13 protein-coding genes and 1 tRNA gene are annotated in these 14,479 nt (G+C 69.9%); 7 read left to right on the top strand and 7 right to left on the bottom strand.

The features are described 5' to 3' along the window. The first annotated feature begins 41 nt into the window (after positions 1–41). Positions 42–890 carry a hypothetical protein gene (locus ABMQ42_RS07845; RefSeq protein WP_349722363.1) on the top strand — a complete coding sequence of 283 codons (849 nt, stop codon included), beginning with the start codon at positions 42–44 and terminating at the stop codon, positions 888–890. A 58-nt stretch (positions 891–948) separates the two neighbouring features. Continuing rightward, positions 949–1,021, top strand: a tRNA-Ala gene (locus ABMQ42_RS07840). Between the two features lie 55 nt (positions 1,022–1,076). Here the strand turns inward: ABMQ42_RS07840 and ABMQ42_RS07835 are convergent. Then, the gene (locus ABMQ42_RS07835; RefSeq protein WP_349722361.1) at positions 1,077–1,439 is read right to left on the bottom strand and encodes a DUF2255 family protein; all 363 of its coding nucleotides are present in this window, start codon (positions 1,437–1,439) and stop codon (positions 1,077–1,079) included. Between the two features lie 214 nt (positions 1,440–1,653). Here ABMQ42_RS07835 and ABMQ42_RS07830 point away from each other — a divergent pair, with 214 nt between their 5' ends. From ABMQ42_RS07830 to ABMQ42_RS07820, 3 genes are all read left to right on the top strand, one after another. Next, entirely contained in the window at positions 1,654–2,547 is an 894-nt protein-coding gene (locus tag ABMQ42_RS07830) for an aldo/keto reductase (protein ID WP_349722359.1), read from the top strand. Between the two features lie 51 nt (positions 2,548–2,598). Then, positions 2,599–2,958 carry a YdeI/OmpD-associated family protein gene (locus ABMQ42_RS07825; RefSeq protein WP_349722357.1) on the top strand — a complete coding sequence of 120 codons (360 nt, stop codon included), beginning with the start codon at positions 2,599–2,601 and terminating at the stop codon, positions 2,956–2,958. A gap of 77 nt (positions 2,959–3,035) precedes the next feature. Continuing rightward, positions 3,036–5,522 carry an excinuclease ABC subunit UvrA gene (locus tag ABMQ42_RS07820; RefSeq protein ID WP_349722356.1) on the top strand — a complete coding sequence of 829 codons (2,487 nt, stop codon included), beginning with the start codon at positions 3,036–3,038 and terminating at the stop codon, positions 5,520–5,522. A 92-nt stretch (positions 5,523–5,614) separates the two neighbouring features. Here ABMQ42_RS07820 and ABMQ42_RS07815 read toward each other — a convergent pair whose 3' ends face one another. Beyond that, positions 5,615–6,436, bottom strand: a complete 822-nt coding sequence (locus tag ABMQ42_RS07815) for a hydrolase (protein ID WP_349722355.1) — start codon at positions 6,434–6,436, stop codon at positions 5,615–5,617. Between the two features lie 174 nt (positions 6,437–6,610). Between ABMQ42_RS07815 and ABMQ42_RS07810 the strand changes: the two genes are divergently transcribed. Further along, complete coding sequence (locus ABMQ42_RS07810; protein WP_349722354.1) at positions 6,611–7,972, top strand: HNH endonuclease; 1,362 nt, start codon at positions 6,611–6,613, stop codon at positions 7,970–7,972. A gap of 37 nt (positions 7,973–8,009) precedes the next feature. Here the strand turns inward: ABMQ42_RS07810 and ABMQ42_RS07805 are convergent, their stop codons facing one another. Further along, a complete protein-coding gene (locus ABMQ42_RS07805) occupies positions 8,010–8,468 on the bottom strand; it encodes an Lrp/AsnC family transcriptional regulator (protein WP_349722353.1) in 459 nt (152 codons plus the stop codon). A gap of 98 nt (positions 8,469–8,566) precedes the next feature. Between ABMQ42_RS07805 and ABMQ42_RS07800 the strand changes: the two genes are divergently transcribed. Continuing rightward, positions 8,567–9,211 carry a LysE family translocator gene (locus ABMQ42_RS07800; RefSeq protein ID WP_349722352.1) on the top strand — a complete coding sequence of 215 codons (645 nt, stop codon included), beginning with the start codon at positions 8,567–8,569 and terminating at the stop codon, positions 9,209–9,211. A 6-nt stretch (positions 9,212–9,217) separates the two neighbouring features. Here ABMQ42_RS07800 and ABMQ42_RS07795 read toward each other — a convergent pair whose 3' ends face one another. The 4 genes from ABMQ42_RS07795 to ABMQ42_RS07780 all read right to left on the bottom strand — a co-directional run bounded on the left by ABMQ42_RS07795 (position 9,218) and on the right by ABMQ42_RS07780 (position 14,227). Continuing rightward, the gene (locus tag ABMQ42_RS07795) at positions 9,218–9,694 is read right to left on the bottom strand and encodes an FHA domain-containing protein (protein ID WP_349722350.1); all 477 of its coding nucleotides are present in this window, start codon (positions 9,692–9,694) and stop codon (positions 9,218–9,220) included. A 106-nt stretch (positions 9,695–9,800) separates the two neighbouring features. Beyond that, complete coding sequence (locus ABMQ42_RS07790) at positions 9,801–11,393, bottom strand: AMP-binding protein (protein WP_349722349.1); 1,593 nt, start codon at positions 11,391–11,393, stop codon at positions 9,801–9,803. Between the two features lie 118 nt (positions 11,394–11,511). Next, positions 11,512–13,113: an FMN-binding glutamate synthase family protein gene (locus tag ABMQ42_RS07785; RefSeq protein ID WP_349722348.1), complete on the bottom strand. Its 1,602-nt coding sequence runs from the start codon at positions 13,111–13,113 to the stop codon at positions 11,512–11,514. Positions 13,114–13,159: 46 nt separating this feature from the next. Beyond that, positions 13,160–14,227, bottom strand: coding sequence for a Glu/Leu/Phe/Val dehydrogenase family protein (locus ABMQ42_RS07780; protein ID WP_349722347.1), 1,068 nt, complete (start codon positions 14,225–14,227; stop codon positions 13,160–13,162). Between the last annotated feature and the right edge of the window lie 252 nt (positions 14,228–14,479).

The following is a 14,479-nucleotide window of genomic DNA, read 5'->3' as shown; positions in this document are numbered from 1 at the left end:
TCGGTTGATAGCCTGACATCCGCACACCCACAAGGAGTCTCATGCCCGACACCGTCGTCACCTTCCCCTCCGGAGCCACCACGGGAGAGGCGACGGTCACCCGCGTCGCCGGCGACGTCGTGATCCTCGACACCACGCCGTTCCACCCCGTCGACCACACGTGGCCAGACCAGCCCGGCGACGCCGGCGTGTTGCGTGCGGCCGGTCACGAGGTCGAGGTCGTCGAGGCCGTCATGGCCGCCGAAGACACCGACGGCACGCTGTTCACGGGCCGCGACATCCCGGTCAAGCGCGGCACCGAGGGGTGGACCTGGCTCGTCGGCCACCGGCTCGCAGAGCCCACGCCCGCCTGGCTCGCCGAGGGCGCGACCGTGACGGCGGAGGTGGATGCCGCACGCCGCGCCGCCCTCAGCCGCGGTCACACCGCGTGCCACCTCTCCTCGCTGGCGCTCGACGCGGCGCTGGCCGATCTGTGGCGCAAAGACCCCGGCACCGATCCTCTCGGCCACCCGAACTTCGAGGCGCGCGCGAACCAGTCGAGCAGCATCCATCCCGACGGCAGCGTCGACGAGTACCGGCTCGGCAAGAGCCTGCGCAAGGCCGGCTTCGACTCCGAGACGTTCGCTGCCGAGCTCGCCGACCGGCAGGATCGGATCAATGCCCAGCTCGCTGAGTGGACGGCGACGGATGCCGTCAGCCGGGTCGTCACCGAGGGCACAACGATCGTCGATCGCCGCCGATGGGAGTGTGATCTGCCCGAGGCGACGGTGGGATTCCTGTGCGGCGGCACGCATGCGGCATCCCTCTCCGAGTTCGCGTTGGTGCAGGTGACGTTGGCCCTTCCGGATCCGCAGTCACTGGTGATGACGACCACCGTCACGCCGGCCTGACGCCGGTGCCCTCGGTTAGGAGCACGTCCGCGGACGTGATAATCTTTCTGAGGTTCACGGGCCTATGGCGCAGTTGGTAGCGCGCTTCGTTCGCAATGAAGAGGTCGGGGGTTCGAATCCCCCTAGGTCCACTGAACGTCGGAAGCCCCCGCTTGTCGGGGGCTTCCGACGTTTCTCGGTCTGTGGTCACGGAGCGAGCGTGAGGGTGGATGCGGCGGCGCTGTCCGTCACCATCGCGTCGACGTACGGGCCTCGGCCGTACTTGTCGTAGTACGCCCGGTCGATGCTCGCGCGCAGCGCGGGGTCGGTCGCCGTGAGGTGCACTGCCCTGTCCACGCCGCCCGCCTGGATGCGGGCGCGCGGGAGCCGCGTCGCCTGACGGAACCAGGCGCCGCCGGAACCCTTCCACGAGCGCACGAAGATCTCATCGCCCACGCGCACGACCCAGATCGGCACCGGTGTGCGCGTCGTTCCGTCGGCGCGCTCGGTGGCGATCGTCAACTCGCCCGCGGCGCCGATCGCGTCGAGTTCCTCGTCTGTCCACGTCATCTGTCCGCCTCGTCTCTTCGGCTCGGGGAAGCCGATGTCTCCACTGTGCACCGGCCCGCCCGTGGGAGGGAGGCTCTGGTGAGACCCCTCATCGCGCGGATCCGGCGGTCGCGGCATCCCGCCCGCGAACCGTGCGCGACCCCCGCGGTTCCCGCAGCTGAGGGGTACCGTCAGGCCCTCCCGGCGGGCGCTTCGGCTTCCCTACGCTGACGACATGAGTGTTCCCACGATCACGCTGAACAACCACGTCGAGATGCCCGCACTGGGCCTGGGTGTCTTCCAATCGCCGCCCGAGCAGACAGCCGCCGCCGTCGCCGAGGCGCTGCGGGTCGGCTACCGGCACATCGACACCGCGGCCGCCTACGGCAATGAGCGCCAGGTCGGCGAGGGGATCCGTCGGTCCGGCCTGGACCGCTCCGAGGTCTTCATCGAGACGAAGGTATGGGCCACCGACTACGGCTATGACGAGACGCGGCATGCGTTCGAGAAGGCTGCGGGCAAGCTCGGCGTCGAGCAGCTCGACCTGCTGATCCTGCACCAGCCCGCCCCGATGCACTTCGACGCCACGATCGCCGCATACAAGGGCTTGGAGAGCCTGCTCGCCGAGGGGCGCGTGCGGGCGATCGGCGTGAGCAACTTCATGCCCGCCCATCTCGCCGCGCTGCGCGAGCGCACCGAGGTCGTGCCCTCGATCAATCAGGTCGAGGTGCATCCGTACTTCGCTCAGCATGCCGTGCAGGAGGCGAACGCGGCGCTGGGCATCGTGACGCAGGCGTGGTCTCCGATCGGCGGCATCACGTTCTACCCCGGCTGGGGGCGCGAGGATGGCCGCACCACCCTCACCGATCCGGTGATCGGCGAGATCGCCGAGCGCCACGGCAAGACCCCCGCCCAGGTGATGCTGCGCTGGCATGTGCAGCAGGGGCGCTCGGCCATCCCCAAGTCGGTGAACCCTGCGCGGATCTCCGAGAACTTCGACGTGTTCGACATCGTGCTCAGCGCGGACGAGCTCGCCCGCATCGACGCGCTCGACACCGGGGTGCGGTCAGGGCCCGACCCCGACCTGCGCGACCCGATGAGCACGGGCCTCGTCATCCCGGAGGCGTGAGCGCCCGCGCGGATGGGGGTGGATGTCGGTGCCCGTCGCGATACTTGCCGCATGAGCGAAGTGCACGAGGGCCTCGAGGTCGTCGCGTTCGAAGACCCCACCCGACTGCGGATGTGGCTCGAAGAGGCGGGCGCCGCTCATCCTGGCGTCTGGGTCAGGCTGCAGCGTGCGACGTCGTCGCGGCGGAGTGTGACATTCCGCGATCTGCTCGTCGAAGGCATCGCCTTCGGGTGGAGTGAGAGCACCCGCCACGCCTACGACGCACAGTCCTACCTCCAACGCTTCTCGCCCCGACGGGTGCGCGGGACGGCATCCGAACGGAACCGACGGATCGCGGCCGAGCTCGAAGAAGCCGGACGCATGACCGACGCGGGCCGCGCGGCGCTCGGCCCGTCCGCGGGCAGTCGGTGAACGCGTCGGTCCGACCCTGGGGCGCCTACCTCGACGCCCCACGCCGCGTTGTCGCACCCACCCCGTACCGTTGACCCATGACCGACCCCCGTGCGATCGAGGTGCGCGGAGCGCGCGTGCACAACCTGCGCGACATCGACGTGGACGTTCCGCTCGAGCAGCTCGTGGGCATCGCCGGCGTCTCCGGCTCGGGCAAGTCGTCGCTCGCGATGGGCGTGCTCTACGCCGAGGGCTCGCGCCGCTACCTCGAGGCGCTTTCCACCTACACGCGTCGGCGCATGAGCCAGGCGCCGCGCGCCGCCGTCGAGCGCGTCACACATGTGCCGGCAGCCCTCGCGCTGCGCCAGCGGCCGGGCGTGCCCGGCGTGCGGTCGACGTTCGGCACGTCGACCGAGCTGCTGAACGTGCTGCGCCTCATGTTCTCGCGCCTGGCATCGCACGTCTGCCCCAATGGGCACCGGAATCCACCCACCCTGGCCGTCGCGGCAGAGGAACCGCTCGAGTGCCCGGTCTGCGGCATCCACTTCTCCGCTCCCGGTGCGGAAGCGCTTGCGTTCAACTCGGCCGGTGCGTGTCCGGAATGCTCGGGCACGGGCACCGTGCGCGATGTGAACGACGCTGCGCTCATCCGTGATCCCGACATGAGCATCGAAGACGGCGCGGTCATCCCGTGGCAGATGTTCGGGTTCAATGTGCAGCCGCTCATCGCGCGCGAGTTCGGTGTGCGCATCGACGTGCCGTGGCGCGAGCTGACCGACCGCGAGAAGCAGATCATCCTCGGCGGCCCCGAGGAGAAGAAGCACATCACGGTCACGTCGAAGAAGGGCGTGCACGACCTCGACTTCACGTTCCGCAACGCGCGGCTGACCGTGACCGAGGAGCTCAAGCGCGCCGTCGACGAGAAGCGCCTCGCCCGCGTCAGCCGCTTCCTCACCGAGCGCACGTGCCCGGCCTGCGGCGGCACACGGCTCTCACCGGCGGCGCGCGCCCCGCGGATCGGCGACATGAATCTGGCGGATGCCACGGCCCAGACCCTCAGCGCGGTCGCCGCGTGGGCGCCCACCGTCACGACCACGCTCCCACCCGAGATGCATCCGATGGCCGACGTGCTCATCCGCACACTGCTCGGCATGACGCGTCGCCTGCTCGACCTCGGCCTCGGCTACCTCACGCTCGACCGCGCGAGCGCGACGCTGTCGACGGGTGAGCGGCAGCGGGTGCAGCTCGCACGCTCGGTGCGCAACGAGACCACCGGGGTGCTGTACGTGCTCGACGAGCCCTCGATCGGCCTGCACCCCTCGAACATCACCGGACTGCAGGGCGTGCTCGACGACCTGCGCGCGGAGGGAAACTCGGTGGTCCTGGTCGACCACGACCCGCTCGTGCTGCGCGGCGTCGACCACCTCATCGAGATCGGGCCCGGCCCCGGGCGCGAGGGCGGAACCGTGATCGCCACGGGCACCGTCGGCGAGATCGGTGCCGATCCGGCGTCGCTCATCGGCGGATTCCTCACCGGCCGCGAGCGCGTGGCCGTGCGCGAGCCGGCGGAGAGCGTGTTCGATCGCGGAGCGATCCGGTTGCGCACGCGGCCGCTGCACACCGTCCACGCGCTCGACGTCGAGATCCCTGTCGGCCGGCTGACGGTCGTGACCGGGGTCTCGGGCTCGGGCAAGAGCACGCTCGTGCTCGAGAGCCTCGTGCCCGCGTTGCAGGCAGAGAACACCGGGCAGCTTCCCGCCCACGTGGTGTCCTTGTCCCCAGGAGGCATCGAGAAGACGGACGTGGTGGATGCCACTCCCATCGGCATCAACGTGAGATCCACCGTCGCCACGTACTCGGGTGTGCTCGACGACCTGCGGCGCGCCTATGCCCGGCTCGACGAGGCCGTGCGCGACGGCCTGACGGCCTCGGACTTCTCGTACAACACCGGTTCGCTGCGGTGTCCGCGCTGCGAGGGGACCGGCGAGATCACGCTCGACGTGCAGTTCCTGCCCGACGTGACGATCGAGTGCCCGGCCTGCGAAGGGCGGCGCTACGCCCCGGCCGCGCAGCAGTATCGGCGTCGTGCGGGCGACGGCGCCGAGGGCCTCGCGCTGCCCGAACTGCTGGCCATGACGGTGTCCGAGGCCGTCGAGCACACCGGGCACCTCAAGGCCGTGCGCACCCGGCTCGAGGCGCTGCGCGACGTCGGCCTCGGCTACCTCACGCTGAACGAGGCCACACCGTCGCTGTCGGGCGGCGAGGCGCAGCGGCTCAAGCTCGTCTCCGAGCTCGGGCGCCCGCAGGAGCACACGCTGTTCGTCTTCGATGAGCCGACGGTCGGTCTGCATCCGCTCGACGTGCGGGTGCTCATCGGCGTGCTGCAGCGGCTGCTCGATCGCGGCGCGACGGTCGTGGTCATCGAGCACGACCTCGACGTGATCGCGAACGCCGACCACCTCATCGACATGGGGCCGGGCGGCGGCGAGGAGGGCGGGCGCATCGTCGCGACCGGCTCGCCGACCGAGGTCGCCGCCGACCCGCAGAGCGTCACCGGTCGGTACCTGCGCGCGCACCTGGCATGAGCGGGTTCTGCATGTCTCCATTCACTCACGCGCGTGCGCGCGTGCGCATCCGCCGGGCGATGCATGCGCGTCGTCCGGGAGGATGATCCGCGTCAGCCCGGACCGGTGAGATGGTCGAACTCGCCGCGCACCCAGCTCGCGTGGCGCTGTGCCGAGCGCTGCACGGCGGCCGCGGCATCCCGCTCGATCCGCAATGAGAAGTTGCTGTAGATGCGGTCGAAGTCGTAGCGCGCGACGTGCGCGGCGATGCGCTCGACGACCGCGGCCGACAGCGGCAGGCGGTTGGGATACGAGCGCAGGAACGACACCGTGGCGCGGTCGGGGTTGACCATGATGGTGTCACCGGCCAGCAGCACGCCCGCGCCGTCGCCGCCCTCCCAGTGGACGACGCTGCTGCCGGGGAAGTGTCCACCCGGCTGTGACGCCGTCACGCCCGGGATCGGGTTCAGGATGCCGCTCCACGGCGTGAGTGCGGTCGGGCGGCGCCCCAGCCACTCGAGGTCGGCCTCGGAGACGCACACGGGGGCGTCGCCCAGCGCCGCCGACCACAGCGACTGCAGCCCGAACATGTGCGGGTGCGAGGGGATGATCGCGCGCATCGGGCCCAGTGCGCGCACGGCGCTCACGGCTTCGGGAGTGATCGCCGCCGGCACGTCGTACATGATGCAGCCGTCGGCGGTGGCGATGACCTTCGCGAGCTGACCGATGCCCACGCCCCCGGCGACCTCGAGGCCCCAGAGACCGGGCTCGAGCTCGCGCAGGGTGATGGGGGACTCGCGATCGGGGGCGATCCAGCGCTGGCCGTCGGGCGAGACGTACTGGCGCTCGTCGGCGCAGATCGGGCACACGGCGGGAGGAGCGGCGGCGTCGCGCTCGACGCCGCACGTCGGGCACTGCACGAGTTCGGCGGTCATGGGGTCGATCCTGTCACGCCGCGGCTCTCGGCGGGCGTCGGTCGTGTGAGTGGTTGCTATCTTCGTAATTAACCTGTTCTACAATGCGGGCTGTGGATAACGTGTTATCCACAGATAGGCTGATCAAATGCATTTTCTCTTGATTTATCATCGAACGCACGTACTATAGAAGGTATGGAAGACCTTGTTCGTGGGCTCGAGATGGCGATGGGCGCGCTGCGCGATCGTCTGACGGGTCCGCGTGGGGTCGTCGGCGGGGTGGACGAGCTTGCACCGGCGCAGCTGATGGCCGCGGTCGAAGCGCTCGGGGTGATCGGGCGACGCCTCGACGGACTACGGGCGACGGTGGCCGCCGAGGTCGATCGGGCCTCGCGGTCCGAGCTCGGGGCCGATTCGCTCGCGAAGCAACAGGGGTATCGCAATGCGGCATCTCTCCTCGCCGCCGTGACCGGCATCGGCCACGGCGAGGCGAAGAGGCTCATCGGCGTCGGCAAGGCGATAGCGCCGCGACTGTCGCTGATCGGCGAGGCGATGCCGGCGCTCCATCCGCATGTCGCCGAGGCTGTCGCCGAGGGCCGGCTGGGCGCCGTGGCCGCCGGCCACATCGTGACGATGCTCGACCGGGTCGCGCTTCGCACGAGTGTCGAGGCGCGCGATACGGCCGAGAAGATCCTCGCCGGTCAGGCACCCGGGCTGCCGCTCGATGACGTGCGCGCGCTCGTGCGTCGGGCGGAGGCCTGGCTCGACCCCGACGGGCTCGAACCGGCCGAGCGCGACCGCCGCGGCGAAGACGCGCTGAGCATGTACGAGCGCGATGGATTCCTCTGCTTCGACGGCAAGGTCGAGGCGAGCAGGGGAGCGCCGGTCAAAGCGGCGCTCGAGGCGATCGTGAGCGCTGACTTCCGCGCGGCGCGCGCCGATGTCATCGAGGATGACGACGCGACGCGGCGCACGGCGCCGCAGCGGCAGATGGATGCGCTCATCCAGCTGGCCGAGCACGCGATCTCGTGCACCCACAACGACCTGCCGCTCGACACGACCACGGTCGTCGTCCGGATGGACCTCGAGACGCTCGTCGACGGCATCGGCGTCGCCGAGATCGACGGACTCGACGAGCCGCTTTCGGCGGGTTCGGCGCGACTGCTGGCCAGCTCGGCCGGCGTCATCCCGTGTGTCCTCGGCGGCAGGAGCGAGATCCTCGACTGGGGTCGAAGGAAGCGGCTGTTCACCCCGGCGCAGAAGCTCGCGCTGGTCGAACGCGACGGCGGCTGCGCGATGTGTCACCGTCCACCGGGCATGACCAAGGCCCATCATCTGGATTGGTGGGCGCGAGACCGCGGCAGAACCGACATCGACAAGGGCGTGCTGCTGTGTGAGCCGTGTCATCATCGCGTCCACGACAACGGGTGGGAGATCCGCATCGAGGGCACCGGCGTGAAAGCGAAGGTGTGGTTCATCCCTCCGGCGACGGTCGACCCGATGCGGGTGCCGCGCCTGGGCGGGCGCGCGCGGTTCGACTACGTGCTGGTGGCGTGAGGGGCGGATGCCGCCGCAGCGGCACTCGGGGCAGCGGTCACCCTTCGGACGGGTAGGGGCGGTCGACGACGATGTTCTTCATGACCAGGGTGGAGTTCAGCCGCTGTACACCGGGGAGGGCGGCGAGCACATCGTCTTCGAGGCGCGCGTACGCGTCGAGGTCGGTGGTCGAGATGCGCAGCAGGTAGTCCGGATCGCCGAACAGCCGCTGCGCCAGCAGGATGTTCGGGATGCCTGCCACGGCCTCTTCGAACGCCATGAGGGTCTCGCGATCGGCCTGCTTCATGGTGACGAACAGGAGGGCTTCGAAGTGCAGTCCGAGCGCCGCGGGGTCGACCACGGCGCGATAGCCCCGGATGACCCCGGCGCGTTCGAGATCGCGCACCCGACGCTGGGCGGGGGAGACCGTCAGCCCCACCCGGGAAGCGAGTTCGGTGATGCTGAGGCGGCCTTCTCCCTGCAGCTCCGCAATAATCTTCCTGTCGAGACGGTCCACAGCCATATTCTTCCCTCGCATCGCGAAACCAGAAGGCGAATTGGTCAGCACTTCCCGGCGATTCTCGCCTAACTTTCCCTCTGAGGGAAAGGAACGACATGCAGATCAGCCTGCTTCTCGCCTTCGCCGGACTTGCGTTGACGTTGATCGTGGTGCCTGGGCCGGACTGGGCGTTCGTCCTGGCCAGCGGCATCCACCATCACGTCGTCCTGCCTGCCGTGGCCGGGCTCATGGGCGGTTACCTCGTGCTCACGGCGATCATCGCCGCCGGTGTCGGGCCGATCGTCGCCTCGGCCCCCTGGTTCCTCCTGGTGCTCACCGTCGTGGGCGCCGCGTATCTCGTGTATCTCGGTGTCGGGATCCTGCATCGTCCGAGCGCGGTGCCGCTCGCGGGCGGCCCCGTCCTCTCGCGGCGTTCGTACGTCGTGAAGGGCATGGGCGTGAGCGCGCTGAACCCCAAGGGGCTGCTGCTGTTCGTCGCGATCCTGCCGCAGTTCGCCCGTGCAGACGCCACCTGGCCCGTCGCCGTGCAGCTGGTGGTGCTCGGCGTCGTGTTCATCGCGCTCTGCGGCACGTTCTATCTCGTGCTCGGCGCCGTCGCAGACCGCGTGCTCGGATCGCGCCCCCGCACGGCCCGGATGATCTCACGCATCGCCGGGGCGGCGATGATCGTGATCGGGCTGGCGCTCATCGGCGAGCAGATCGCCGAGATCGTCGCACGCGGGGGACTGGCGGTGGCGTGAGCGGGTTCAGGAGGCGTCGTCCGCGGTGCGGATGACCGGGTGCTCGCCCGTGTAGTCGGGCCGCGGCGGCTGATGGCGCTCCTGCGAGCCCTCCCCGCCCTCGCGCCCGCCGTACGGCAGACCGTGGTCGGCGTACTCGTCGCGCTCGTAGATGAACGCCCACTCGCCGAGCACGAATCGAGCACCGGACCGCAGGATCTCGCCCGGCTTGTTGCCGATGGACGGCACCGGCTCGTGCCGGGCACTGGTCTGCGCCGGCCCATGCAGCACGAGCACGTACTCGTCGTTCGGATCGTGGTGGATCTCGGCGTGCAACGGCTCGAGCCCGGTGATGCGGCACTCGACGTCGCCCGACGAGCCGATGCGCACGAGGTCTCTGTCGAGCGTCACCTCGCCGTGGCCGTCCGGTCCGCTCACGATCAGGTGCGGATTGCCCGAACCCCAGGCACTGTGCGTGGTGGTCGGAATGTACTTCTCGGTCATCGCAAGGCCCTCCTCATCGACGAGTGGAACTCATCCCTCAGGATAGGCCGCTCAGACGACGGTGGGGTCGCCCGCACGGACGACCCCACCGACCCTCACCGAGATCTCATGCCGTGGTGTGCTCGCGAGCGCGCAGGTCCTTGCGCAGGATCTTTCCCGCGCTCGACTTCGGGATCGCGTCGATGAACTCGACCTGCCGCACCTTCTTGTACGGCGCGACGCGCTCGGCCACGAAGGACTTGACCTCATCCTCCGTGAGCTCGGCACCGGCGGCCGGCACGATGAACGCCTTGGGGATCTCCTGCTTCTCGTCGTCGAGCACACCGATGACCGCAGCATCCGCCACCTTCGGGTGGCTCAGCAGCAGGGCCTCGAGCTCCGCCGGCGGCACCTGGTAGCCGTGGTACTTGATGAGCTCCTTGACACGATCCACGACGGTGAACCAGCCGCCTTCGTTGACCGTGGCGACGTCGCCCGTGTGGAAGAAGCCGTCGGCGTCGATCGCGTTCGCGGTGGCCTCGGGCTTGTTGAGGTAGCCCATCATGACCTGCGGGCCCTTGATCCACAGCTCGCCGGGTGCCGTCTCGCCGTCCTCGCCGAACTCGGTGATCTCGTCGCCGGTGTCGGGGTCGACGATCTTGCAGATCGTGTTCGGCAGGGGCGTGCCCACCGAGCTGACCGGGATGTCGTCACGCGAGTACGGCATCGCGTGCGTGACGGGGCTGGTCTCGGTCAGTCCGTACCCCTGCATCATTCGGGCATGGATGCGGCTGCCGGCGAGCTCTGCGGTCTCGCCGTCGAGCGGGGCGGCGCCCGAGAACACCGTGTGCACCGTCGAGATGTCGTACTGGTCGACGATCGGGTGCTTGGCGAGCGCCACCGCGATGGGCGGCGCAATGTACAGGTACGTGCAGCCGTAGGTCTGGATGTTCCCGAGGAACTCCTGCAGGTCGAACCGCGCCATCGTCACCAGGCTCGCGCGCTGGCGCAGGGCCAGGTTCAGGAGGACGGTCATGCCGTAGATGTGGAAGAACGGCAGCACCGCCAGCACCCGGTCGGTCTCGCGCAGGTCGATGTTGATGCGCGACTGCTCGACATTGGCGACGAGGTTGCGGTGGCTGAGCATGACGCCCTTGGGGATGCCCGTGGTGCCCGACGAGTACGGCAGCACGGCGAGGTGTGTGGCGGGGTCGAAGCTCACCTCGGGCGGCGTCTGCTGCTCGCCGAGCAGGCTGCGGAGGTCGGGGTGTCCCTCGGCGCCGTCGAGGACGATGAGATGGTCGTCGGGGATGCCGCAAGCCGCGGCCGCCTCGGCGGCGTGGGGCAGCAGCGGGCCGACCGTGACGAGCCAGGTGGCTCCGGCATCCTCGATCTGCTTCTGGATCTCACCCGCGGTGTACAGGGAGTTGAACGTCGTGACCGTGGCGCCCAGTCGCAGGATGCCGTGGAAGACGGTCGCGAAGACCGGGGCGTTCGGGCACAGCAGGCCGACCACCGTGTTCGTGTCGACGCCGCGCGCGGCCAGCGCCCCGGCGAACGCGTCGATCTGCGCCTTGAGGGCGCCATACGTCGTCTCGGCGCCGGATGCCGGATCGACGAGGGCGACGCGGGCGGAGTCCTCGGCGGTCAGATCGCCGAACAGGTAGTCGTAGACGCTGAGGTCGGGAATCTCGACGTCGGGGAACGGACTGTGGAACACGAGGCTTCTCCCTTGATCTTCGTGCGCGCCGGTGCTGGTTCCGGCACCCGACGTCGTCGTCGGGTGGGTCCATCATGCCACGTGGACTCGGTTTCACGAATTGCGGAACCGAGTCCCCTCACGCTGCCGTGGCGCGGGGCACGCCGAACCGGTCGGGATCGGCATCCCGCCAGTCCGACGCCCAGTCCGCGGGCGGCTCGTCGAGCAGCTGCCCGGGCCGCAGTCCCGGCTGCAGCTCGGCATAGCTGTGGACCGTCGAGACGTCGACCTGCCGGCGCAGCATGGCGGCGTTCAGCTCGGCGGGGGAGTGCACGCCCATCGACGCCATCACTTGGAGCGCCTGGGCGATCGTCGCGCGGTGGTAGCGGTACACGCGCTCGGTCTTGTCGGGCACGTCGAGGGCGCGCATCCGCTTCGGGTCCTGGGTGGCCACGCCCACCGGGCGCGTGTTGGTGTGGCACAGCTGCGCCTGGATGCAGCCGACGGCCATCATCATGGCGCGCGCCGAGTTCGTGTAGTCGGCCCCTTGGCACAGCCGCTTGACGATGTCGATGCCGGTGGAGACCTTGCCGCTCGCGCCGATTCGGATCTGCCCGCGCAGGCCGGTGCCGACCAGCGCATTGTGCACGATGTGCAGGCCCTCGGTCAGCGAGGTGCCGATGTGGTCCTCGTATTCCAGAGGCGCGGCGCCCGTGCCGCCCTCGCCGCCGTCGACGATGATGAAGTCGGGGGCGGTGCCCTCGGCGAGGATCGCCTTGCAGATCGCCAGAACGTCGGCGCGCGATCCCACGCACAGCTTGAAGCCGACCGGCTTGCCGCCGGCGAGCTCGCGCAGGTGCGCGAGGAACAGCACGAGCTCGCGCGGGGTGGAGAACACCCTGTGCGCGGCCGGCGACACGCACTTCACGCCGACCGGCACCGATCGGGCGCGGGCGATCTCGGGCGAGACCTTCGCCGCCGGCAGCACGCCGCCGATGCCCGGTTTCGCGCCCTGGCTGAGCTTGAGGGACACCAGCTTGACGGCATCCATCGCCGCCTTCTCGGCGAACTGCTTCTCGTCGAAGCCGCCGTCGTCGGTGCGGGCACCGAAGTAGCCGCTGCCCAGCTCCCAGACGAGATCGCCACCGCAGCGTGTGTGGTATTCGCTGATGCCGCCCTCGCCGGTGTCGTGTGCGAAGCCGCCCTTCGCGGCGCCGCCGTTGAGTGCCAGGATCGCGTTGGCCGACAGTGCGCCGAAGCTCATCGCCGACACGTTCAGCAGTGACATGTCATAGGGATGCGTGCATTCGCGACCGCCGATGTGCACTCGCGGCTCGTCGGGGAGGGGGTCGACCGGCGCGGTCGAGTGCACGAGGTACTCGTAACCGGGGCGGTAGACGTCGCGTTCGGTGCCGAACGGCTGCTCTTCCTTCTGCCCCTTGGCGCGCTCGTAGATCGCGCTGCGGGTATCGCGGTCGAACGGACGTCCGTCGTAGTTGCGCTCGATGAAGTACTGCTGCATCTCGGGGCGGATGTCTTCCAGCAGAAACCGCAGATGCCCGATGACCGGGTAGTTGCGCAGGATCGAGTGCCTGCGCTGCACGAGGTCATGGATCGCCAGAACCAGCAGCAGCACCGCAACCGCCACGAGCACCCACCACCCGGCCGTGCCCAGCGCGGCAGCGAGCAGACTCACCACGATGAGGAGTCCGAGGACTCCGAGGATCAGGAACTTGAGCATCGTCGCACCTCCCGGCGGCCCGAGTGACGGGCCGCCGGGGCCGACTCTAGACCCGCGCGGCGCGCGCGCCGTCCAGGCGCTGCGCGGCGAGCTGCTCGGCCGCGTCCAGCGGGGTGGTGCCCGCGGCCTCGGCCTCGTCGAAGATGCGGCGCAGCGTGTCGCCGATGCCGCTCACGCGCTGCATGATCTCGTCGCGGGTGCCGTGGTGCTTCGCCTCGAGATCGAGATAGATCACGCCGCCCGCGTTGACGACGAAGTCGGGTGCGTAGAGGATGCCGCGGCCGGCCAGCCGCGCGGCGCCGCTGCGATCGGCCAGCGGGTTGTTCGCCGGGCCGCACACGGCCCTCACCGCGAGGGCGTCGATGGTTTCGTCGTCGAGCACCCCGCCGATGCCCGCGGGGACGAACACGTCGCCGGGCACGTGGTGCTCGGTGCCGGGCGTGACCCAGGTCGCGCCCAGGCGCGCGGCGAGGTCTTTCTTCGCGGGGTTGACGTCGGTGACCGTGAGCAGTGCGCCCTCGGCCGACAGACGCTGGGCGAGGCGGCTGCCCACCTGGCCGAGCCCCGAGATCGTGACGCGCCGCTGCGCGACATCGGGTGAGCCGGTGACGCGCTCGATCGTCGCGCGCAGCGACTCGTAGACGCCCAGGCTCGTGGGGCCGGCCGGTTCGCCCTCGCCGCCGGCGGTGTCGGGCAGCCCGACGACGTGCGCGGTGCGCTCGCTGACGGTGAGCATGTCCTCCGCCGTCGAACCGACGTCTTCGGCGGTGCGGTACAGACCGCCGAGCGTCTCGACGGCGTCGCCGAGGTCGAGGAACGCGGCCCGGCGCCGATCGGCGTCGAGCGTCTCGCCGGGCTGCAGGCGCAGCACCGACTTGCCGCCGCCCGCATCGAGGCCGGCCGCGGCGTTCTTCAGGGTCATCGCCGCAGAGAGCCGCAGCGCATCGCCGAGCGCGTCGCTCCAGTGCGGGTACGCCCACAGCCGCGCGCCGCCGAGTGCGGAGCCGAGGGCGGACGAGTGCAGGGCGACCGTGATCATGAGGCCGCTGCGCGGACCCGTGATCACCTCCACGCGCTCGTGGGAGAAATCGGGCAGGGGCAGGGTGTGCGTCATCGCGTCCTCTTTCGGCTGGCCTTGTGGGCTGTGCTCTGCGGTGCCGCGGCTTCGCGGCATCCCCCTCCATTGTGCACGGTGGAAGTGCCCGGGGCACCTCGCGCGATGTCGGGGGTGCGGCATCCGCCGTCGGGGTGCCGGCCCGCGGCATCCACACCCCTCCCGTTCGTCTCGCAGGATGGAAGTGCGGTCCCGGGCGTGTCGCTCGGCGTGTCGGGGGTCTCGGGCGAATTCTTCCTGCGAGATGAACAC

The organism is Microbacterium sp. KR10-403 (genome assembly GCF_040196215.1).
GTDB lineage: Bacteria > Actinomycetota > Actinomycetes > Actinomycetales > Microbacteriaceae > Microbacterium.
Note: the sequence above shows the minus strand (reverse complement) of the source record. Positions and strands in the feature narration are given on the sequence as shown.